This window comes from Fulvivirga sedimenti, assembly GCF_020328055.1.
The window spans coordinates 967,551-989,178 of the sequence record NZ_JAIXNE010000004.1; the positions used below are offsets into that span (position 1 = coordinate 967,551).

17 protein-coding genes are annotated in these 21,628 nt (G+C 45.5%); 3 read left to right on the top strand and 14 right to left on the bottom strand.

Annotation, left to right across the window (positions count from 1 at the left end):
- Position 1: 1 nt before the first annotated feature.
- From LDX50_RS22340 to LDX50_RS22360, 5 genes are all read right to left on the bottom strand, one after another.
- Entirely contained in the window at positions 2-1,006 is a 1,005-nt protein-coding gene (locus LDX50_RS22340; RefSeq protein WP_225698432.1) for an HAD family hydrolase, read from the bottom strand.
- A 174-nt stretch (positions 1,007-1,180) separates the two neighbouring features.
- Positions 1,181-2,551 carry a cystathionine beta-synthase gene (locus LDX50_RS22345; protein WP_225698433.1) on the bottom strand — a complete coding sequence of 457 codons (1,371 nt, stop codon included), beginning with the start codon at positions 2,549-2,551 and terminating at the stop codon, positions 1,181-1,183.
- A 60-nt stretch (positions 2,552-2,611) separates the two neighbouring features.
- Positions 2,612-3,538 carry an aspartate carbamoyltransferase catalytic subunit gene (locus LDX50_RS22350; RefSeq protein WP_225698434.1) on the bottom strand — a complete coding sequence of 309 codons (927 nt, stop codon included), beginning with the start codon at positions 3,536-3,538 and terminating at the stop codon, positions 2,612-2,614.
- 1 nt (position 3,539) lies between these two features.
- Positions 3,540-4,088, bottom strand: coding sequence for a bifunctional pyr operon transcriptional regulator/uracil phosphoribosyltransferase PyrR (pyrR, locus tag LDX50_RS22355; RefSeq protein WP_225698435.1), 549 nt, complete (start codon positions 4,086-4,088; stop codon positions 3,540-3,542).
- Positions 4,089-4,162: 74 nt separating this feature from the next.
- A complete protein-coding gene (locus LDX50_RS22360) occupies positions 4,163-5,179 on the bottom strand; it encodes an LIC11966 family surface protein (RefSeq protein ID WP_225698436.1) in 1,017 nt (338 codons plus the stop codon).
- Between the two features lie 92 nt (positions 5,180-5,271).
- Between LDX50_RS22360 and LDX50_RS22365 the strand changes: the two genes are divergently transcribed.
- On the top strand, positions 5,272-5,793 hold the full coding sequence (locus tag LDX50_RS22365; protein ID WP_225698437.1) for a YfiT family bacillithiol transferase: 522 nt from the start codon (positions 5,272-5,274) through the stop codon (positions 5,791-5,793).
- Here LDX50_RS22365 and LDX50_RS22370 read toward each other — a convergent pair whose 3' ends face one another.
- From LDX50_RS22370 to LDX50_RS22380, 3 genes are read right to left on the bottom strand one after another with little or no spacing between them, the layout of a single operon-like run.
- Positions 5,794-9,162, bottom strand: a complete 3,369-nt coding sequence (locus LDX50_RS22370) for a methylmalonyl-CoA mutase family protein (protein ID WP_225698438.1) — start codon at positions 9,160-9,162, stop codon at positions 5,794-5,796.
- Between the two features lie 59 nt (positions 9,163-9,221).
- Positions 9,222-11,516: a patatin-like phospholipase family protein gene (locus tag LDX50_RS22375; protein ID WP_225698439.1), complete on the bottom strand. Its 2,295-nt coding sequence runs from the start codon at positions 11,514-11,516 to the stop codon at positions 9,222-9,224.
- A 29-nt stretch (positions 11,517-11,545) separates the two neighbouring features.
- Complete coding sequence (locus tag LDX50_RS22380; RefSeq protein ID WP_225698440.1) at positions 11,546-12,697, bottom strand: THUMP domain-containing class I SAM-dependent RNA methyltransferase; 1,152 nt, start codon at positions 12,695-12,697, stop codon at positions 11,546-11,548.
- An 86-nt stretch (positions 12,698-12,783) separates the two neighbouring features.
- Between LDX50_RS22380 and LDX50_RS22385 the strand changes: the two genes are divergently transcribed.
- Entirely contained in the window at positions 12,784-13,368 is a 585-nt protein-coding gene (locus LDX50_RS22385; RefSeq protein ID WP_225698441.1) for a TroA family protein, read from the top strand.
- 67 nt (positions 13,369-13,435) lie between these two features.
- Here LDX50_RS22385 and LDX50_RS22390 read toward each other — a convergent pair whose 3' ends face one another.
- The 4 genes from LDX50_RS22390 to LDX50_RS30870 form a co-directional block, all read right to left on the bottom strand.
- Positions 13,436-14,185, bottom strand: coding sequence for a succinate dehydrogenase/fumarate reductase iron-sulfur subunit (locus LDX50_RS22390; RefSeq protein WP_225698442.1), 750 nt, complete (start codon positions 14,183-14,185; stop codon positions 13,436-13,438).
- Between the two features lie 25 nt (positions 14,186-14,210).
- The gene (locus LDX50_RS22395; protein WP_225698443.1) at positions 14,211-16,145 is read right to left on the bottom strand and encodes a fumarate reductase/succinate dehydrogenase flavoprotein subunit; all 1,935 of its coding nucleotides are present in this window, start codon (positions 16,143-16,145) and stop codon (positions 14,211-14,213) included.
- Between the two features lie 26 nt (positions 16,146-16,171).
- The gene (locus tag LDX50_RS22400; RefSeq protein ID WP_225698444.1) at positions 16,172-16,849 is read right to left on the bottom strand and encodes a succinate dehydrogenase cytochrome b subunit; all 678 of its coding nucleotides are present in this window, start codon (positions 16,847-16,849) and stop codon (positions 16,172-16,174) included.
- Positions 16,850-16,989: 140 nt separating this feature from the next.
- Positions 16,990-17,121 (bottom strand): hypothetical protein, encoded by a 132-nt coding sequence (locus LDX50_RS30870; protein ID WP_255647363.1) that lies wholly within the window; start codon positions 17,119-17,121, stop codon positions 16,990-16,992.
- Between the two features lie 139 nt (positions 17,122-17,260).
- Here LDX50_RS30870 and LDX50_RS22405 point away from each other — a divergent pair, with 139 nt between their 5' ends.
- Entirely contained in the window at positions 17,261-18,517 is a 1,257-nt protein-coding gene (locus tag LDX50_RS22405) for a M48 family metallopeptidase (protein ID WP_225698445.1), read from the top strand.
- On the opposite strand, the gene LDX50_RS22410 is transcribed toward LDX50_RS22405, so the two are convergent.
- Positions 18,493-20,946: a YfhO family protein gene (locus LDX50_RS22410; protein WP_225698446.1), complete on the bottom strand. Its 2,454-nt coding sequence runs from the start codon at positions 20,944-20,946 to the stop codon at positions 18,493-18,495. The two genes, LDX50_RS22405 and LDX50_RS22410, sit on opposite strands and share 25 nt — an antisense overlap.
- A 66-nt stretch (positions 20,947-21,012) precedes the next feature.
- Positions 21,013-21,600: a molybdenum cofactor guanylyltransferase gene (mobA, locus tag LDX50_RS22415; protein ID WP_225698447.1), complete on the bottom strand. Its 588-nt coding sequence runs from the start codon at positions 21,598-21,600 to the stop codon at positions 21,013-21,015.
- Between the last annotated feature and the right edge of the window lie 28 nt (positions 21,601-21,628).

The window sequence follows — 21,628 nt, forward strand, 5'->3', positions numbered from 1 at the left end:
ATTACTCTGAAGCAGGGGGATAAATGGTTTTCCAGTCATTTTTCATATCGACCACAACCCAACCTTTTTCAGCTGCAATGTCGAGACCCTTATCTAATCCGCCGATGTGTGAATCGCGATCATATGCCCATTCCCTTTCCGCATCGGTGTGATGTATATACATCTGGAATGAAGGACCTTCACGGCCGTCGGTCCACTGAAGCATTTGAAGATCTCCATCTGAATTTCCGAAGGCGGCCAACGGTCTTTTTCCAATGAAATAATGAATCCCGACCGGCTTACCTTCCTTATCGTCAATGAAATTCAGTTCAGGAAGCCGCCTTAGAACAAAGCTATCCCCGGATTCTTCCCATTCCACCTTGATACTGCTTCCCATAACCTGTTCAGGCGGTATACCATAAACGGCCTCGGCCCAGGGGCGCATGAACTCTATACCCCCACCGGAAACGATGAATGTCTTAAAATCATTGGCTCTAAGATAGGCCAGCAATTCCAGCATTGGCTGATAAACCATCTCGGTATATTTTCTGCCCGAAACCGGATGTCGGGCTGTCTCTATCCATTCGGTCACAATTCCTTCAAATTCTGTTGTGGTCATTCCTGCATGCGACGCAGCAACAATCTTTAGTAATCCTCCCATTCCAAATCCGGAAACCGTCTTGACGTCTCCGCGAATGGCGGCAGACATCAACGAATCACCCTGCCATTCAGGATGCTGGTCTGCCAATTGTTTTACGCGGTCGAAAGCGAAAATAAGCTGAAAATATACCGGTTGCTCTGCCCACAGTGTGCCATCATTATCGAAGGTCGCAATACGGTCTGCGGGCGGCACATAATTCGCCCCGCCTTCATTCGTCACCGACTCTACAAATTCAATTAAGGCATCCCTGGAGTCACCCTGCCAGGAAGGCAACGGATCTACAGTTTCTATTGTCGTGGCTGAATTTTCACCACAACCTGAAACCAAGAGTAAAATAAAAATATATGGAAACAGAATTCTCAACATGACACTCGCATTTTTCGAATTAGAAAATTACGGATTATTAAGTCGTTCAACACACAAGGGTTGTTGTAAATTCTAAATCCGAACAAAAAAACCCCGGTCATGCGACCGGGGCTCTCCCAAAACTTACTTAAACATGTTATCAACCAGCATTAATTTAGCAATGACCATGCCAGATTATGAGGTAATGGCAGCCAGCAAATCATGTTGGGTAACAATATGAACCTCATCATTATTATCCCGCACGAGCACTGCCTTCGTATTTTTATTCATCATCGATGACAACACATCCAGGGTATTATCCATCGCCACGAATGGCATCGGATCATCCATGATATTATCAACCGGTTCATCCTTGCATTCAGGTCTTTCAACAAGTGTTTCCAGAATTTTCCCTGTGGTTATACTCCCGACAAAATGATCTCCATCCACCACCGGCACCTGGTCTATACCGTTGGAATTTAACATTCTGATCACATCGCCCACTCGCGTTTCCCTGGAAACGGTAAATAACTGGTCCCGTCCATTCTTTCCGGTAATGATATCCTTGGCAGTGGCAAAATCCCGGGCTTCATAAAACCCATGATCCTTCATCCAGTTGTCGTTGTAGATCTTACCCAGGTAACGTGTTCCATGATCAGGTAAAATAATGACCATCATGTCATCGTCTGACAAATGTTCCCGCGCATATTCCAATGCACCGTGCACAGCAGATCCGCAGGACCAGCCAACAAATAATCCCTCCTCGCGGGCCAGTCTCCGCGTCATTATGGCGCCGTCCTTATCCGTCACCTTTATGAAGTGATCGATCAGATCAAAATCAACATTCTTGGGTAATATATCTTCGCCGATCCCTTCGGTAAGGTAGGGATAGATTTCATTCTCATCGAATACTCCTGTTTCCTTATATTTCTTGAATACCGAACCATAGGTATCGATCCCCACAGATACCACATCCGGATTTTGCTCCTTCAGATACTTCGCCGTTCCACACATGGATCCTCCCGTTCCAACCCCTGCGGCATAATGCGTGATTTTACCTTCGGTTTGCTGCCAGATCTCAGGACCTGTGGTTTCGTAGTGTGCAAGGGTATTTGAAAGATTATCGTACTGGTTCGGATAGAAAGAGTTGGGGATATCCTGGTTCAACTTCCTTGCAACTGAATAATAGGACCTAGGATCATCTGACGCCACGTTTGTCGGGCAGACGATTACCTCTGCACCTACGGCACGAAGAATGTCTATTTTCTCCTGTGATTGTTTATCGGCAAGAGTAAAAATACACTTGTAACCCTTGGCAATGGCCGTTAGCGCAAGACCCATTCCCGTATTTCCGGAAGTACCTTCAATGATGGTTCCTCCCGGCTTCAACCGGCCGTCTTTTTCAGCGTCTTCGATCATTTTTAACGCCATCCGGTCTTTCATGGAATTTCCCGGGTTAAAATATTCAACTTTCACAAGAATGGTACCCCTGATCCCCCGGTTCACATTATTGAGCCTGACAATTGGAGTGTTACCAATGGTTTCGATGATTGAATTGTAGTACATGGAAGGTATTTATTTCATTAACAAAAGTAGCAAGAAATACGTGCATTTCAGGGATTCGCTTTATCCCTGTTTGCCTGCGAGTAAATAGAGAACGGCCATTCGTACCGCCACTCCGTTTTCAACCTGTTCAAGAATTATGCTATGATCCGAATCGGCCACATCGCTGTTTAGTTCGACTCCCCGATTGATTGGTCCTGGGTGCATGATGGTAATTTGATGATCAATTTCACTCAGAAGTCTCTTATTAATACCGTAATACAGGCTATACTCCCTCAGTGAAGGGAAATATTTAATTTGCTGACGCTCCAACTGAATGCGCAGGACATTGGCCACATCACACCATTGCAGGGCCTTTTTCACATCAAGTTCAACGCGAACCCCCAGTTCTGCAATATATTTGGGAAGCAGCGTATTCGGTCCGCATACCATTACCTGAGCCCCCATCTTTTTTAGAGCAAAAATATTTGATATCGCCACTCGTGAATGAAGAATGTCTCCAATGATCGCTACTTTGAGATTATCGAGGGTTCCGTATTTTTCCAGGATCGAGAATGTATCGAGGAGTGCCTGGGTAGGATGTTCATGTGTGCCATCTCCGGCATTTACAATATTAGCGTCGATATGCTTGGCCAGAAAATGAGGTGCGCCCGGACTACTGTGGCGCATGACCACCATATCCACCTTCATTGCCAGAATGTTGTTCACTGTGTCCAGGAGTGTCTCTCCCTTTTTCACCGAACTGCTGGAAGATGAGAAGTTTATTACATCCGCCGACAATCGTTTTTCAGCAAGTTCAAAAGAAAGCCGGGTACGGGTGCTGTTTTCGAAAAAGACATTGGCGATTGTAATGTCTCTGAGTGATGGAACTTTCTTGATGGGCCGGTTGATGACTTCCTTGAAACTTTTTGCCGTCTGGAAAATCAAATCCATATCCGCTTTTGTGATATCCTTGATTCCCAGTAAATGCTTCTGACTCAGTTGCGACATTTTATTTCAATTCCTTATTGATCAACCAGATTTTGTTTGTTTTATGACCTTGTGTCTTCCATTCCACCAGAACACGTTGTGATTCCATGGTATTCACGCTCCGCCCGATATAGTCTGCCTCAATAGGAAGTTCACGGGTATATTTACGATTTATTAAAACGAGCAACTCGACTTTTCGCGGCCGGCCGAAGGCAATCATGGCATCAAGGGCTGCCCTCACCGAGCGACCTGTAAAAAGGACATCATCGATTAGTACCACATTTTTATCCTCGATGATGAAGGAAACCCTGGTTGCATTTGCTTTCGCCGGGGTATCTCTCCTGCGAAAATCATCCCTGTGAAACGTTGTGTCGAGATACCCGAGGGGGATTTTGTTATTTGTTTCCTTTTCAAGCGTATGATGCACCAACTCAGCCAGATAAACTCCGCGAGGCTGAAGACCCAAAATGACCGAATCATTAAAATTACCGTGATTTTCAATCAGTTGCTGACATAACCGGTTGATGGTTATATCCAGAAGCGGGCTATCTAATATTAGTTTGCGCTGCATGGCTGGACAAATATAGGAAAAGTTCAAATAGATATCAGTGGAAAAATTGCCTATCAGGAAGATGTTGAATTCTCCTACTCAATAAATTTTCTAAGGAATGATTCAGACACCCTGTTCCACTTATCCAGGTGCATCGCGCGTTCGTCGTTGAGTTGTTCACTAAGCTCATCCAGGTTTCTGGCCGAATCATTTATGCCCCTCACAAGCTCATTATAACGATCTGTAAGAATTTTGCGCTGATCAGCGGATGATTCGGAATCCAGTTTTCCTTTGAGGGTTTTCAGTTCCTTCAGGGAAAGGTAATAATCTACCATCGGCTGAAGCCTTACACTTGCCTCGTCCTGGTAAAATCGCAGGTTTTCTGCAGCGGCCGACTTAAGTGTTCTGTCACCCTTGTATGCGCCTGCCCGCTCGAGACTTTCAAGCCCAGTTTGGGCCATGGCTTCAAGCGTTCTTCGTTCAGCATTGATGGCATCTGCCTCTTGCTTTTCAACAGCCCTGAACATCTGAAGTTCCTGCTGATAGGCATTGAAAAAGGTGAGATATATACGGTTGTAATAACCAAAGGTATCGTTTAACTCCTTCAACTTCTGTGCAAACTTGTCATCAGAATTAACAAGCCGGATCCCGAACTTTTTGGCGAATTCCTCCTCCGACTTCTTCATTGCCCGAGCAGCGGCACTCATTCGGACGTACGCCTCTTCCTGTGCACGAAGGTAGGTTTCCATCTTGTCATAACTATCCCTGGAAATACGTTCCATATCAACAATCCGGGCATAATCCTCGCGGACCACATCATAGCTTATATCAAGGAATCTCACAACCGAATCACGTAGTGCAGAATTTCCCCGATGCGGTGGCATCCTGCGAATCTCATTTCGTGCTTCACGGATTTCCCCCAGGAGTGATGTTCTCTGCTTGTCAATAAGATCTGCAGGCTGTCCCTGCGCAAGAGCACGGGCAAATTCCCACTGCTGTTTTAACACGGGCTCATAGGCGTCATTGATCTCCTCCAGGTATGCAAGAGGCTGTCCGTCCTGTCCGAGTGCAGCAGCCGAAATGAAAAATAAAAGGACTAAAATTCGCAGCATTCGTGTGAAATTACCATTTTAGATGACGATTTAAAAGCGTGATCCGTCGATCATGTTTTTGCCCCATATTTACAGCCACGAATATTTCCACCATGGATCCATTAAAATTCCCGATCGGACCGTTCAGTATCAGGGAAACCAACCGTCCCAGAGCTGAACGCATTGAAGATATCCGTAATTTTCCCGAGCAAATCAAAAACCTGATAGAGCCACTGCAGCCCGAAGGATTGCATTATACCTATCGTCCCGGTGGGTGGACAATCCAGCAGCTCATTCATCATTGCGCCGATAGTCATATGAATGCAGTAATACGATTCAAACTTGCTCTTACCGAAGATCAGCCAACTATTCTTCCATACCGACAATCAGCATGGGCAGAACTATACGATACACAGAAAGTAGATATCTGGTGGTCTGTCCGCCTTCTGGAAGGGCTCCATAAACGATGGACTGCACTGCTTGAAAATATGACCGAAGCAGAGTTCTCACGTACGTATATTCATCCGGAACACGCGCACAGCATCTTTACGCTGGATGAAGCCACGGCACAATACAGCTGGCATTGCAGGCACCATCTGGCTCACCTGCAACTTGCCATCAATCAAAATTCCTGATTACATATTCCGTCGATACTGGCCGCCCACCTCGAACAGAGAATGCGTGATCTGGCCCAACGAACAGATTTTTGCGGCTTCCATTAATTCAGAAAAAATATTTTTATTCTGAATGGCTGATTCCTGAACATGTTTCAGTGCCTTTCCGATATTATCCCGATGATGATCGTGCAAGTTTCTGAGCATGGAAATCTGGTACTCCTTTTCCTCCCTTGTCGCACGGATCACTTCGCCTGGAATAATAGTTGGCGAACCCTTCGAGCTTAAGAAAGTATTTACACCAATGATGGGATAATCCCCGTTGTGCTTCAGTGTTTCATAATACAGACTTTCTTCCTGGATCTTGCTGCGCTGATACATGGTTTCCATGGCTCCTAATACTCCACCGCGTTCGGTAATTCTGTCGAACTCGAGCAGTACAGCTTCTTCTACCAGATCGGTAAGTTCTTCAATAACAAATGACCCCTGCAGTGGATTTTCATTCTTCGCCAGGCCCAGCTCCTTATTTATAATCAGCTGAATGGCCATTGCCCTGCGCACTGACTCCTCTGTAGGGGTGGTAATCGCCTCATCATACGCATTGGTATGAAGGGAATTACAATTATCATAGATGGCATATAAAGCCTGGAGGGTAGTTCGAATATCATTAAAATCAATTTCCTGGGCATGAAGGGACCGGCCTGAAGTCTGAATATGATATTTCAGCATCTGCGATCGCGCGTTCGCGCCATATTTATCCCTCATAGCCTTCGCCCATATCCTACGTGCTACCCGGCCGATTACAGCGTATTCCGGGTCGATCCCGTTGGAAAAGAAAAATGAAAGATTCGGGGCGAATTTATTAATATCCATTCCTCTGCTGAGGTAGTACTCAACATATGTAAACCCATTGGCAAGCGTGAAGGCCAGCTGCGTGATCGGATTTGCACCTGCCTCGGCAATGTGATAGCCCGATATGGATACACTGTAGAAATTTCGAACATTATTTTCAATAAAATATTCCTGCACATCGCCCATCAGGCGCAACGCAAACTCTGTGGAGAAAATGCACGTGTTTTGCGCCTGATCCTCTTTAAGAATATCCGCCTGAACAGTCCCCCGCACAGCACTAAGCGTCTCTTTTTTGATCTTCTCATATATATCAGCGGGTAAAACCTGATCCCCGGTTACGCCAAGGAGCATGAGTCCGAGACCATCATTTCCTTCAGGAAGATCCCCCTGGTAGGCAGGTCTCTCCTTGCCCTTATAAATGGCCTTAATCTTCGCTTCAACTTCCTCTTCCAAACCATTCTCCTGAATGTAGAGTTCACATTGCTGATCAATGGCTGCATTCATGAAATATGCCAACAGCATCGGGGCCGGACCATTGATGGTCATCGAAACCGAAGTGCCGGGATCAGCAAGGTTGAAGCCTGAATACAACTTCTTGGCATCATCTAGACAGCATATGGATACGCCTGAATTCCCGATTTTCCCATAGATATCCGGACGGTAATCAGGATCGTTACCGTACAGCGTTACCGAATCAAACGCAGTGGAAAGCCGCTTTGCCGGCATATCCAGACTTACATAATGAAATCTCCGGTTGGTTCGTTCCGGTCCGCCTTCACCAGCGAACATGCGCGTAGGATCTTCACCTTCGCGTTTGAAGGGATAGATACCAGCCGTATATGGAAATTCCCCCGGGACATTTTCCTGCAATAACCATTTTAACAGGTCGCCCCAGGCTTCATATCTCGGCAGCGCCACCTTCGGTATTTGAAGATGGGACAAAGATTCTGAATGCGTTTTAATCGAAATCTCCCTATCCCGCACCTGGAAAGTGTACACATCATCCTTATATTTCTTCACTTTACCCGGAAACTCTTTCAGGAGCTGATCATTGCGTTTATCGAAATCCAACGCAAACTTATCATAGGTCCCGCGCAGGGATTTCAGCAATTCCGGATCACCGTCATTTTCTTCCAGCAACTTAATGGATACATGCAGTCCGTAAAGTTTTTGCGCCAGTGCAGACTGATGCTCAACCCATTCGTCATAGGAACGATTGCTCTCGGCGATTTCACTAAGGTATCGGGTTCGTTTCGGTGGAATGACCCATATTTTTTCAGACATCTCACCGCTTCGCTCAAAATTGGATTTCAACGGTGCTTCGGTCCTTTCTGAAATAACATCCATCAGCTTCATATAAAGCTGATTCATTCCGGGGTCATTAAACTGGGAGGCAATAGTGCCATAAACGGGGAGATCCTCATCGTTAGCATCCCACAGGTTATGATTGCGCTTGTACTGTTTCTTCACATCCCGCAACGCATCCAGTGCACCTCGCTTATCGAATTTATTGATGGCAATAACATCTGCAAAATCCAGCATGTCGATCTTCTCAAGCTGTGTTGCCGCACCATATTCCGGGGTCATCACATAAAGGGAGACATCTGAATGATCCGTGATTTCCGTATCCGATTGACCGATACCTGAAGTTTCCAGGATGATCAGATCAAATGCCGCCGCCTTAAGCACCTGGATCGCCTCATTCACATGCCTGGACAGGGCGAGGTTAGACTGACGTGTGGCCAGGGAACGCATGTATACCCGTTCATTATTTATTGCATTCATTCGAATACGGTCGCCAAGCAACGCGCCTCCTGTCTTACGTTTTGAGGGGTCCACTGAAACGATCGCTAATTTCTTATCTTCAAAATCCAGCAGGAATCGCCTCACCAGCTCATCAACAAGCGAAGATTTTCCCGCCCCGCCGGTACCGGTGATTCCCAACACAGGCACTTTTACCTTGCTGGCGATCTGATGTACTTCTTTAAGCTCCGGCTCAGCTTTTTCAGGGAAATTTTCCGCCGCCGAGATCAGATGCGCGATTGCCTGTACATCTTTCTCCTTCAAATGAGAGACTTCACCATTCAGATTCATACCCGTAGGAAAATCACTCTGCTGCACCAGGTCGTTGATCATACCCTGAAGCCCCAGTGACCGCCCGTCATCGGGTGAATAGATACGTGTAATACCATAGGCATGCAACTCGGCAATTTCATCCGGAAGTATCACGCCACCGCCGCCGCCGAAGATCTTAATATGACCAGCCCCCCTTTCTTTCAGAAGGTCGTGCATATATTTAAAATATTCCATATGCCCGCCCTGATAGGATGTCATAGCGATGGCCTGGGCATCCTCCTGAATGGCTGTATTTACAACCTCCTCAACACTTCTGTCGTGCCCCAGGTGTATCACCTCGCAACCTGTGGCCTGGATGATCCGGCGCATAATATTGATCGCTGCATCATGCCCGTCGAACAAACTGGCTGCAGTGACAATTCGAATTTTATTTTTAGGCTTGTATGGTTTGGTATCTTTCATCAGGTATCTCTAAAATTGCGCCAAAATTACAGATTATCACCTGATTTTACTAACAATCATTAGTTAGCCTGCCCTTCCTGAACAATTGATCTTATTTGGAGAAAAGCGTTTCTGTTTTTTTCTGTCTGAAGGTTTCGCAGCAAGCTCTCCTTTTCACGCTGGGTAAGCCGCCACGATAACGAAGCCCGTTGGGCATTTTCCATCCTGAGACTATCTGCAACGGAAAGGTTTTCCTTTGATAACTCATCCGGAATATACTGAATATCAATTCGGTCGAAAGGCACCTTCATCCAGCTATTGGCATATTCAACCTGGGTATCATTGGTGATATCCTGCATACTTTCAAAATTCTGGTAAATCGTACTGATGGGCAATGTGATCCGATCGAAAAGTGAAAGAGAATTACGCGGCAGCACTTCAGGGTTTTTGTCGGAATCACGAATCGAAATAAGCAGCACTCCACTGGTATTTCGGGCAATCCACTCCCTGAATACAAACATGAACCGGACTGCATCCGAAATCCCAAAATTATCATTGACGCCGGCATCCATAATTTCAAGCGCAGGTTCACTTGGCAACGTTACGTTCGGTGTGATATAGGGGAAAGTGGCATTCATCCGCAGAGCACTTAAAAACCGCAGATCTTCACCCCCCACGCTTTCAAAAAACCGCTGGAATTCAATTCCTGTAACTTTTTCTTCCGGATAATTATTCGTCACCGGATTCACCATATAGGAAATATGTTGTGGGGAAATGTAAAGCTTTCGTCCGTCATTCACGATCGTCGGCGCCAGAATCATCATTGGAATCAGGGCCTGCTGCTCAGGTTCTTTGAAGGCGTGGAGCGATTTATCAAAAAGCTTTCCGGTATTTTTATTAAGCTGTTCCTCAAAGGAAAAACCCCGGTCTCGGGCATATCTGTATCCTCCGTACTCAAATTTTCGCCACCCCGAAAAGAGATCATTCATTAAAAAACTAAAAATAACTGCATTGAGGTTATCCCTTCCGAGCTGTTCACGAAACATGGGATCATCCCTGTTCTCCAACTGACCAATCTTTTGCTGATAGATCAACTCACGAAAATATGCAGCGCCAATAAGTCCGCCCGAAGCACCCGTGATCAGCATCGTCTGCTCCATAAATTTTCCGCTGGTCTGATGATCAATTTCATCGAGTACGTTATAAGACCAAAGAGCAGCCCGCTGGCCCCCGCCACTGACGCAAACAAAGATCATTTTTGGGGGACGATTAAATTTCGCCCTCCAGTTGTTCAGTATTTCAACCGTTTCAAGACTGTCCTTTCTGAACATTGCCGGCTTAGTCATACTCCGGATTTGTTTATCGGAATAAACCGGTTTTTCCTCAACTGAATAGTTCAGGCCATATGCCTTATACGTCTTTTCAAGCACATTCTGCTGAACCATGAAATTAACCACGAACAAAAGCACTAATGCTGCGGTACCTGCCCAGCTTCCGAACCAGTATGAAAATGCGCCGGTAAACATGACAAAAATGGTAATAAGAATTACCGTACTGGCCGCGGCAGGAATCTGAAATACCGGGTAGTCATTAAAGACCCCGATAAACAGGAGGATAAGAAACAAGACCAACTCTACGGTTACCAGATTCAGGTGATTCTGATCAAAAACCTGGAGAATAGTAGCCTTATCATAGAACCCTTCATTGTTCGGCACCTTTCGGAAATCAAAATTCCTGTCAATGAATGTATCTACACGCAACTGCCGCTTCCGTGCAAGCTGCAATTTTTTCATAGCGCTCGCCCTTGTAACAGTAATATTCTCCTTCAGTTTTTCATCCACCTTGCACACTACATATCTGAAAATATCCTTGTTGGTGAACCGGATGTAGACATAAAACGCTATGGTCATAAGACTGAAGCCAGTAATGATCCCCAGGATGTAAATCAGAAGCGTTGATCCTTCGGTAAATTCATTGGTGATCTGATACTGCACAACCAGAACCATATAAGCAATCATGAAGGAAAGGGGTATGAGACTGTTGTTTACAGAAAAGGTGAAGAACGGCTGACTAACCGTACCGATGAATGAAAACCGCGGTCCGTCGAGGATGTACGAGGTTATGTGAAAGATCATGGACAAACCGGCAAAAACAGCTCCCATAGCCAGGAAACTAAAAAACCCTACATCATCAAGGTAAACCGGATCAAGAAACAGGTAGGGGACCCCGAGATAGTTGCCGAAATTTCCGGATATAATCGCAAACAGAAACACCCACCACAGCAACAACATCTGGTTTCGCTTGAAGTGGTTCAGCAACAACTGAACAGGCAGCGAATACCAGAGAAGCTCTGCTAGAATCTTGATCTGTTTCATAGAAATGCGACCATACTTTGTTTAATGTATCATTTTTTTCTGGATCCCGCATATAGTTCATACTCAAGTAAACGACATTCAATGCGTGCATTCAGAAAAGGTGTTCTGCTACTCGTACGCAGGCCAACTTTTTTGGCGAGATCGGGATTTCCTGTAAAAACATACCCTTTTTTACCTTTACCCCTCGATTTAAAGAAATCACCTATATCCTTATATACCTTTTCCAATGCATTGGTTACTCCCAATCGTTCGCCATATTCCGGATTAAGGATTATAATCCCCTCTCCTTCGGGAATGGAAGTTTCGGTAAAATTACAATGCTCAAAAGTGATCATCTCCTCAACACCCGCCGCACGGGCATTCATTTGCGCATCCCGGACAGCCTGCTGGTCATGATCCGAAGCAATAATAACGGGTGCGGTTTTTTCACCGCCGCTGACGTCGGACCTAACCTTATCCCAAACTTCCTGCCGATACGCGTTGCAATGCATGAACCCAAAGTTTGAACGGAAACTTCCCGGGGCAATATTTCGCGCCATAAGGGCCGCCTCGATGGCGATTGTTCCACTACCGCACATGGGATTGATAAAGGCAGAGCGCGTGTCCCAGCCGGTCGACATCACCACGGCGGCTGCCAGCGACTCCATCATCGGGGCTTTGCCTGGAATTTTACGGTATCCATGCTTTGCGATCGTTTCTCCGGAAGTGTCCAAATACACAGCAACGGTGGGTCCCACCCAGTGTAAATAAATGACTGTTCCTGACATATCCGGACCGGAATCAGGCCTAACCCCGTTCTTTTCGTTCATACGGTCGACAATCGCATCCTTCATCTTCATGAATGCGAACCTGTTATCACGTATGAAGTCGTTCTTCACATAGCCATGTATACTTAAATAGCCGTCTTTTGGGATGATTTTCTCCCAGGGAACACGCAATAGTTCCCTGTAAAGTATATCGGGCCCGGCTGCCTGAAATTCATCGATCAGCAAGAGTACACGGTTAGCGGTACGAAGGTTGAGATTCAATCTCATCGTATCTTCGAGATTGCCCTGCAACCACACAGCGGTGCGTTCAACGCGCTCTATCTGGAAGCCAAGATGAGATACTTCCTTTTCGAGGTATTCAGTGAGATATGGAAAACACTGAATAATTATGCGCTGCCTGAGTTTATTTTGCACAATTTTTTCGTTATGGTTGAGTTTTGATTTAAAATTTAATCCGTAAATTAAAATTTCATTACCCAACCTAATTAAAATTAAATACTATGTTTAAAAAAGTTACTAAAATAAGCTCGCTCGTCCTGCTGTTCGGAGGAATTGTATTTTCTTCATGTGCTCCGAAATACACAGCCAGTTTCAATAACTCCAGGGAGTTCTATAAGGATGAAAAGCAGGTGGTAAAAACGGATGATCAGAAGACCATTAAAGAAGAAAATGTGTCTGAAATCAAACCCGAAGAAACCATGGTTGCCAGCACCAATAAAAGTGTTGTAGCGCAACTCGCAGAAATTCCGTCCATAAAAAAGATCGTTGAGGAACATAAGGAAAATGTTGCCAACCTGAAATCTTCAGAACTTGATCAGAAGGAACTCAAGAAAGAAATCCGCAAGGAAGAAAAACGTGCACACAAAGAGGTGAAGAAACAGCTCGTGCGCGAGATCAAAGAAATTAAGAGTGTAAAGGATACCGATTCTTCACAGGCAATGAATAAAAAAGTTTTCATTGGTATTGTGATCGCCGCAGCCGGTATTGTTATCGCTATCCTTGCTTCTGGTGGTCTGGGTGCCGTAGCCATTATCGTTGGTGTGGGTCTGATTGCCTGGGGATTAATTGAACAGGGAGGCGTATAAATCCTTTCTGAAGAAATAAAAAAAGCGCTGTTCCCACAGCGCTTTTTTTATGTCCTTATTTGATGAATCAGATATTTTCCGATGAAACTTTAGCGGAAAAATACTCACGGTTCATCCGGGCAATATTCTCAAGCTTGATACCTTTAGGGCACTCAGCAGAACAAGCGCCAGTATTGGTACATGCACCAAACCCTTCAGCATCCATCTGTGCAATCATCTTCTCTGCACGTGATTTTCGCTCTACCTGTCCCTGTGGAAGCATTGCCAGCTGGGAAATTTTAGCCGAGGTGAACAGCATAGCAGATGCATTCTTACATGCAGCTACACAAGCCCCGCAACCGATACAGGTTGCTGCATCAAATGCCTCATCCGCAATTGCCTTTGGAATAGGTATTTCATTAGCATCGGGTACGCCTCCTGTATTCACCGAAACATATCCCCCCGCCTGAATAATTCTATCGAAAGAACCACGGTCCACAACAAGATCCTTCACAACCGGAAATGCCTTTGCGCGCCATGGTTCTACTGTGATAGTATCCCCGTCACTAAAGCTTCGCATATGTAGCTGGCAGGTTGTGGTCTGTTTTGGTCCGTGAGGTTTACCATTGATATACATACTGCACATTCCACAAATACCTTCACGGCAATCATGATCGAAATGGACAGGATCTTCTCCTTTTTTTACCAGGTCTTCGTTCAGGACATCAAACATTTCCAGAAAAGACATATCCGGCGATACATCGTCCAGATTATAGGTTACAAATCCGCCTTTATCACTGGCGTTTTTCTGTCTCCAAACTTTTAATGTAATCTTCATACTTAAATATTTCTATCCTTAAGGATTACTTATAACTACGTTGTGTCAATTTAACATTTTCGAATACGAGCTGCTCCTTTCGAAGAATTTCCGGTTTTTGCGGACCAGCATATTCCCACGCAGCCACATAACTGTATTCGTCATCTTTCCGCTTCGCCTCCCCTTCTTCAGTTTGCGATTCTTCCCTGAAGTGACCACCGCATGATTCATCTCTGTCCAGTGCATCGTCGATCATGAGCTCTCCAAGCTCGATAAAATCCGCAACCCGGTTCGCCTTCTCCAGTGATTGATTGAGCTCTTCGTTGCCACCAACAACTTTTACATTATTCCAGAACTCTTCCTTCAATTGCTGTATCTCTGCTTTAGCCTTCTTTAGTCCTTCTGCTGTTCGCGACATCCCGCAATACTCCCACATGATATTTCCAAGTTCCTTATGAAACTGGTCTACCGTCTTCGTGCCATTGATCGAAAGGAGTTTGCCGATTCGATCTGAAACTTCCTTCTCAACCTCCTTGAATGCATCATGGTCTGCCGGTACCTTCTCATATGGAGTTTGCGCCAGGTAATCACCGATAGTGTAAGGTATAACGAAATAACCATCAGCAAGTCCCTGCATAAGGGCACTTGCCCCGAGCCTGTTTGCACCATGATCGGAGAAATTAGCTTCACCGATCGCGTAGAGGCCAGGTATGGTGGTCTGCAAATTATAGTCAACCCATAGTCCGCCCATCGTATAATGAACCGCAGGGAAAATCTTCATAGGTGTTTCATATGGATTATCCCCTGTAATCTGCTCATACATATCGAAGAGGTTTCCATACTTGCTGGCGATCACATCTCTGCCATCACGTTTAATCGCATCAGCGAAATCAAGATATACTGCCAGTCCGGATTTATTCACGCCTCTGCCTTCATCACATACATACTTGGCATTTCTTGAGGCAACATCCCTGGGAACAAGATTTCCGAATGAAGGATATTTTCTTTCCAGGTAATAGTCACGTTTTTCCTCAGGAAGATCGGTAGGTTTGAGGCTGCCATTACGGATCTTTTCAGCATCTTCCACGGTTTTTGGTACCCAAACCCGACCGTCATTTCGCAGGGATTCAGACATCAGCGTAAGCTTTGACTGGTGATCTCCGGAAACAGGAATACAGGTAGGGTGAATCTGGGTGAAGCAAGGGTTAGCAAACAATGCACCACGTTTGTGTGCCCGCCACGCGGCAGTGGCATTGGATCCCATTGCATTGGTAGACAGGTAAAAAACGTTGCCATAACCGCCGGTAGCCAGTACCACAGCATGTGCACTGTGCGAATCTATCTTTCCGGTGATTAGATTCCGGGTAACAATTCCCCGTGCTTTTCCATCAACCACCACCACATCCAACATCTCATGACGAGGGAACAACTGAACTTTACCATTCGCAACCTGCCGGCTCAATGCACTGTATGCGCCCAGCAACAGCTGCTGCCCGGTTTGCCCGCGAGCATAAAATGTTCTGGAGACCTGTGCCCCACCAAATGAGCGGTTTGACAGCAATCCACCATATTCACGTGCAAAGGGAACGCCCTGGGCAACACATTGGTCAATAATGTTCACACTTACCTCAGCCAGCCTGAACACATTGGCTTCTCTCGAACGGTAATCACCGCCCTTAATCGTATCGTAAAAAAGTCTGAAGACGCTATCCCCGTCATTCTGATAATTCTTCGCCGCATTAATCCCTCCCTGGGCGGCAATACTGTGCGCGCGTCGCGGGCTGTCCTGGAAACAGAACGCCTTTACGTTGTAGCCAAGTTCACCAAACGATGCCGCGGCAGAAGCTCCTGCCAGCCCGGTACCAACAACAATAATGTCGTATTTCCGCTTATTCGCCGGGTTAACGAGCTTGATATTAAATTTATGCTTTTCCCATTTCTCCGCTAACGGGCCTTCAGGTATTTTTGAATCTAAATTCATCTATTCGATAATTTTTAAATGCTCACTTAGTTCAGGTACATCAGGATCGGAATACTTGCAAATAATGCCGGTATAACAATAGCAATGATCGATCCTATGATCTTAATGGCCGGGTTGTATTTGGGATGGTTAAGTCCGAGGGTTTGAAACGCACTCTGAAACCCATGAAACAAATGGAACATGAGGCCGATCATGGCAACCACGTAAAGGATCACCAGCCAAAGTTCACCAAATGCAGTGCTTACCACAGTATAGAGATCCTTATATTCTGCGCCATCATATTCAACCATTGGCATCTCGCCAAACTTCATTTTCCACCAGAAATTTGCGAGGTGAATCACCAGGAAGATAAAAACGATGGTTCCCAGGAAGCCCATGTTACGTGAACTCCATGTGCTGTTCGTTGAAGCGGCGGAAACCTTGTAACCTACAGGACGTGCACTACGGTTATTTACCGACAGCAAAATCGCCCAAATAATGTGGATAAGAAAGGTCGCATACAGCAGATACGAAGTCGTTTTAATGAACGTGTTCGTGGTCATAAACTTCGCATATACATTGAATGACTCTCCTCCGTCATCTGAAAGTAGCTGCAGATTTCCGGCAAGATGGACCACCAGAAATGTAATAAGAAACAATCCTGTCGCCGCCATCAGTAATTTGCGGCCCAGGGTACTCGACAAGGCATTTGTCAACCAACTCATATAATCAATTTCAGGGTTTTTAATGAATTTCCAGACGCACCAAAGTTACTCCCGGCATGTCTATCTTCCAATATGTCTAACTATTTTGAGACATTCTAAATTATAATCCCTTTTTCCCTGCCTTAAAAACAATTTCAGCGCTAAATGTTCACAAGAATAAAGCTGACTAATTCATAAAAAAGTACGATAACTGCAGAAGTGAACAGCACTGCGGGCAGCAACAGTCCTTCGCGTTTTAGATTTGTGATCATATCGTAAAAAAATTTATTCATCCACTTCCGATGTTGACATTCCTATGCCAAAATCAATACCAAAGAGATAAATAGCTTAAATTCGCTCAAAACCGACTTTTTAAAGTGGCTTATATTCCCATTTTTGGAATTATTCCCAAATTGGGACAAATTCTCAGATATGTTAAAGGACCCTTCAGCAATACTTACGCTCATCCTGGTCATCGTTTCAGCCGGATTTATCCTGGAAACAGTACTGGATTTTTTGAACATCAAAAGTCGGAAAAAGGACATTCCGTCGGAGGTTAGTTCATTTTATGACCACGCCCGCTATGAACAATCACTAAAATATAATCGGGAAGTCACAAAATTCGGATTGCTCACAGGCACTGTGGGCTTCATAGCAACCTTTCTGATGCTGATGTTTGGCGGCTTCGGCCTGATTGACCAATACATCCGCCAGTTTGTTCAGAGCGAACTTTGGATACCGGTTGCATTTTTTGGGGTGATCTTTATTGCTTCAGACATCCTTACTTTACCATTTCAATATTACAGGACCTTTGTGATCGAGGAAAAGTTCGGCTTCAACAGATCCAGCATAAAAACTTTCTTTCTTGACAAAATTAAAGGGTATCTGCTCGGAGCTCTGATCGGCATCCCAATACTTCTGTTATTGATTTTTCTGATCGGACGAATGGGGCCTGACTTCTGGTGGATTTTCTGGATTGTAGCCGCTCTCTTTATCTTGTTTATCAATGCGTTTTATACCACACTGATCGTCCCGCTGTTTAATAAACTGACTCCGCTTGAAGATGGTGAGTTAAAAACAGCCATTGAATCTTACAGCAGGAATGTGGGGTTTCCTATTCAGAATATCTATGTTATTGACGGATCAAAACGCAGCTCAAAGTCAAACGCTTTTTTTTCCGGACTTGGCAAACGAAAAAAAGTTGTCCTCTATGATACCCTTATTCAGAATCACACAACCGCCGAACTTGTAGCGGTACTGGCCCATGAGATCGGGCATTATAAACGAAATCACATCATCAAGGGATTTATCCTCAGCATCGCCCAAACCGGCCTGATGCTCTTCATCATGTCCAGGGTGATTTTTAATGAATCCTTTTCTGTGGCACTGGGAGCAAATAGTTATGGAATTCACCTCAACCTGCTCACCTTCACACTGCTGTACTCACCCATTTCTACTGTTCTGGGCATTATCTCAAATCTCATAAGCAGAAAACATGAATTCCAGGCAGACGAATTTGCTTCCGTTACCTTTAAACCAGAGGCCATGAAAAATGCACTGAAGAAGCTCTCGGTAGATAACCTGAGCAACCTTTACCCCCATCCTGCCTATGTCTTTGTTAATTATTCACATCCGCCGCTACTAACGAGGATCGCCGCCATCGATCAGGCAGCAGTTCGTCGCCATTGAAGAATACTGTAAGCCACAGCGATAAAAAAACCTAAGATCAACACGATCGTCGAAATTAAAATCACTGTATTACCTACCGCATAAACCGTGGGTTCAAACGAAAATACTACTGTATGTGACCCAGCGGGTATCTCCAGTGCCCTGAGCACGTAATTCGCCCGGAGCATGGATGCATCCTGCCCGTCGATGGTTACTTTCCAGCCATGGGGGTAGTAAATTTCAGAGAAGACAGCGAGACCATCAGAAGCATTTTCGGTTTTATAAACGATCCTGTTGGGCAGATAGGATTCTACCTCAATCGAACCCTCGTTGTAGGTACTTTTCAAACCGCCGAACTTACTCGCATCAACTACAGCTGTCTCACGGGTATTTATTTCACATGTCGCCTGCAACTCGGCATCCGCAGATTCAACAGATCGTACAGAAGTCACGAACCATGCGTTGCCATTCACGGTATTGTTCGGGATAATATTCTCACGCTCCGGACCGAAAACAATATACTTCGCATTGAGCATATTGAGCACTCCATACCCGGAAAGGTCGGGATTACCCGATTGCAGTCCCTGGATCATTTCCTGAATTTCAGGATCAATGCAATAGTCGATCAGATCCTGGTATCGACGGATCTTCGCACCGTGATACCCACCCAACGACTGGTGAAAATAGGAAGTCCGGGCCTCGCTCCACGGGTTTTGAAGATTCAGTACCCGGTATCCGGGTGATTTATCCTTTAATATTTCCTTATCAGCATTCGTGGCGGTAAGAAAACTATTATCTGATTTTCTCCGGTAATTGTCTTCGCCAAAATATCGTGCATCAACCATCCATGCATCGGCGAGCATCAGGATAACCAAGCCACCCATCCAGATCAACGGCTTTAATCTGCCTATCCAGCCAAAATAAACCAGTATACCACTTATTCCGACAATAACCAGTGAGCGAAGTGCATCTGAGCGCATGAGGGAAGCCCTGTCTGCCTGCAGTGCATTTAAGAACCATTGTGGCAATTGCTCCTCGCCCGCCCTTGTAAAACCAGCCATTCCGGCGAAAAGAACAACAAGCACGCAGATACCTGCGGGAATACCGATGCCAATGAGTAATTTTTTTCTGGTCTTTTGATCAGGCTTCAGGCTCAAAAGGCGCTCCAGTCCGAGCATTCCTAGCAATGGCATGGCCAGCAACGGCAGTATGATGGCAAAAGTGACTGACCTGAATTTATTATAACCAGGAAAGTAATCAAACATGGCATAGTTGAACCATGCAAGACTATCCCCGTAAGCCAACAGAACCCCAAGGACGGAAATACTCACCAGCCAGATCACATATCGCTTTTCGGCAAACAGAATGCCGAGCACAAAGAGGAAAACAACGACCGCACCTGCATAATATGGTGACGAATACGGTTGTGGCCCCCAGTAAGCACCAGAATAACGCGCCAGCTGATTTGCCAGCTGCGGATCGGGAGCAGTTCGAAGAGCCTGCAAAGTTTCACTATCCTCATCCTGAACGAAAAGATGGGAACTGGTGCCCCCCAGGAATGCCGGAATGAATAAGGTCATGGGTTCATCGAGGCCATAGGAATATTGAAAGGCATAATCCTTTTTCAGGCCAGACTCATTTTCACCGCTGTTAACATCGGCCTTGAGTTCCGAAACCCCGCGCATGGAATACCGGCTATATTCGGAAATGGACTTGAATTTACCGTAGAAGGTTCCAAAGGCAAGAAGTGCGGCAACAACCAGCACCCCTGCAGGCTTCACAAAACCCATCAGATCTCCAGAGCGGACGAATTGAATCAGCTGAATGATCCCATACAGCACCACAAAAAACAGCAGATAATATGTTATCTGCAGGTGATTATCGCGAAGCTGTAGTGCCACCGCAAGTGCGGTTAATCCGCCGCCTAACCAAAGATTCCTTTTAAATGCCACGTGAATCCCGGCCAGCACAAGTGGCATAAACGCGATGGCACCGATTCTGGCATTATGACCAGCGGCGATACCTATAATAAAATAACTGCTTAACCCGAATGCGAGTGCCCCCCCGATCGCCAGATAGGGCCTTACTTTAAAAGCCAGTAGCAGAATATAAAAGGACAACATGGCGAGGAAAATATTCCGTACCGGATGCGGCAAACCGAGGGAAACCGCAATTTTAAAGTTTGTCAGCAGGCTGTCACTCCATTTTACGTCAACCAGGTAAGCCGGCATTCCACTGAACATGGAATTGGTCCAAAGTGGCTCCTCTCCCGTTAACTCTCGGTTTTGAATTATTTCCTGAGCTCCGCCCTTCCACTGATTGATATCATGTTGATCCAGTGATCGTCCGCTAAAGAAAACAGGAGAGAAAAAGATAACTGTTACCACCAAAAACACCACAATGGCAACGAGATGAGGCAGAATATGGGCCTGAAAAGATATTTTTCGCATAATGAACGCTTAAGCTGACCTGTAAATTAGAAAAGAATCCCCACGTTTAAAAAATTAGACAGCCGATCATTTACGCCCTTTCCGTAAAAAATTCTGGCGTTCCTCCGGCGTATCGATGCTATCGAGTTTGTAGGACATGGCATCATCAATCACAATGATATGTATGTCCTCTTGCTGAAGAAACTGTCGAAGACTGCTCTTTCCTGATGAGGCATATTTCTGCAGCCTGTCGCGAACGGTTGGTTCCCAAATGCTTAACAAGGGTTCGGCTTTGCCATCGCGCATAAGACAGGTGACACCTTTATTCGCATCACGCTGACGGAATATACGATTGATCAATGCGCGATCCACACCCGGCATATCAATCCCCAGAACCATCCATGCGGCACGCTCATTCGATTCCATCGCTGCCAGGATTCCGGCAACAGGGCCGGTGATATTCGGTTTGTCCCTCAGCATCAGCTCGGCCGGCATGTCGGCTATTTGATCATCGTTACGAACAGAAAAATAAACCTCGCGGCAGTAAGGCGCGATCAACTGCGCAGAATAGGCCCACTGAGGCCGGTCATGGTAAATGAGTTCGGCTTTATTTTCGCCCATTCTGGTACTCGGACCACCGGCAAGTATTAAACCGTAGATAGGTGCTTCAATCACGAATTTTAAAAAATTTAATTTCAGTAAA

Bases quoted from the DNA above. Each gene is read 5' to 3' on its own strand.
- LDX50_RS22340 (WP_225698432.1), bottom strand. From the start codon at position 1,006: ATGTTGAGAATTCTGTTTCCATATATTTTTATTTTACTCTTGGTTTCA.
- LDX50_RS22345 (WP_225698433.1), bottom strand. From the start codon at position 2,551: ATGTACTACAATTCAATCATCGAAACCATTGGTAACACTCCAATTGTC.
- LDX50_RS22350 (WP_225698434.1), bottom strand. From the start codon at position 3,538: ATGTCGCAACTGAGTCAGAAGCATTTACTGGGAATCAAGGATATCACA.
- pyrR (WP_225698435.1), bottom strand. From the start codon at position 4,088: ATGCAGCGCAAACTAATATTAGATAGCCCGCTTCTGGATATAACCATC.
- LDX50_RS22360 (WP_225698436.1), bottom strand. From the start codon at position 5,179: ATGCTGCGAATTTTAGTCCTTTTATTTTTCATTTCGGCTGCTGCACTC.
- LDX50_RS22365 (WP_225698437.1), top strand. From the start codon at position 5,272: ATGGATCCATTAAAATTCCCGATCGGACCGTTCAGTATCAGGGAAACC.
- LDX50_RS22370 (WP_225698438.1), bottom strand. From the start codon at position 9,162: ATGAAAGATACCAAACCATACAAGCCTAAAAATAAAATTCGAATTGTC.
- LDX50_RS22375 (WP_225698439.1), bottom strand. From the start codon at position 11,516: ATGAAACAGATCAAGATTCTAGCAGAGCTTCTCTGGTATTCGCTGCCT.
- LDX50_RS22385 (WP_225698441.1), top strand. From the start codon at position 12,784: ATGTTTAAAAAAGTTACTAAAATAAGCTCGCTCGTCCTGCTGTTCGGA.
- LDX50_RS22390 (WP_225698442.1), bottom strand. From the start codon at position 14,185: ATGAAGATTACATTAAAAGTTTGGAGACAGAAAAACGCCAGTGATAAA.
- LDX50_RS22395 (WP_225698443.1), bottom strand. From the start codon at position 16,145: ATGAATTTAGATTCAAAAATACCTGAAGGCCCGTTAGCGGAGAAATGG.
- LDX50_RS22400 (WP_225698444.1), bottom strand. From the start codon at position 16,849: ATGAGTTGGTTGACAAATGCCTTGTCGAGTACCCTGGGCCGCAAATTA.
- LDX50_RS30870 (WP_255647363.1), bottom strand. From the start codon at position 17,121: ATGAATAAATTTTTTTACGATATGATCACAAATCTAAAACGCGAAGGA.
- LDX50_RS22405 (WP_225698445.1), top strand. From the start codon at position 17,261: ATGTTAAAGGACCCTTCAGCAATACTTACGCTCATCCTGGTCATCGTT.
- LDX50_RS22410 (WP_225698446.1), bottom strand. From the start codon at position 20,946: ATGCGAAAAATATCTTTTCAGGCCCATATTCTGCCTCATCTCGTTGCC.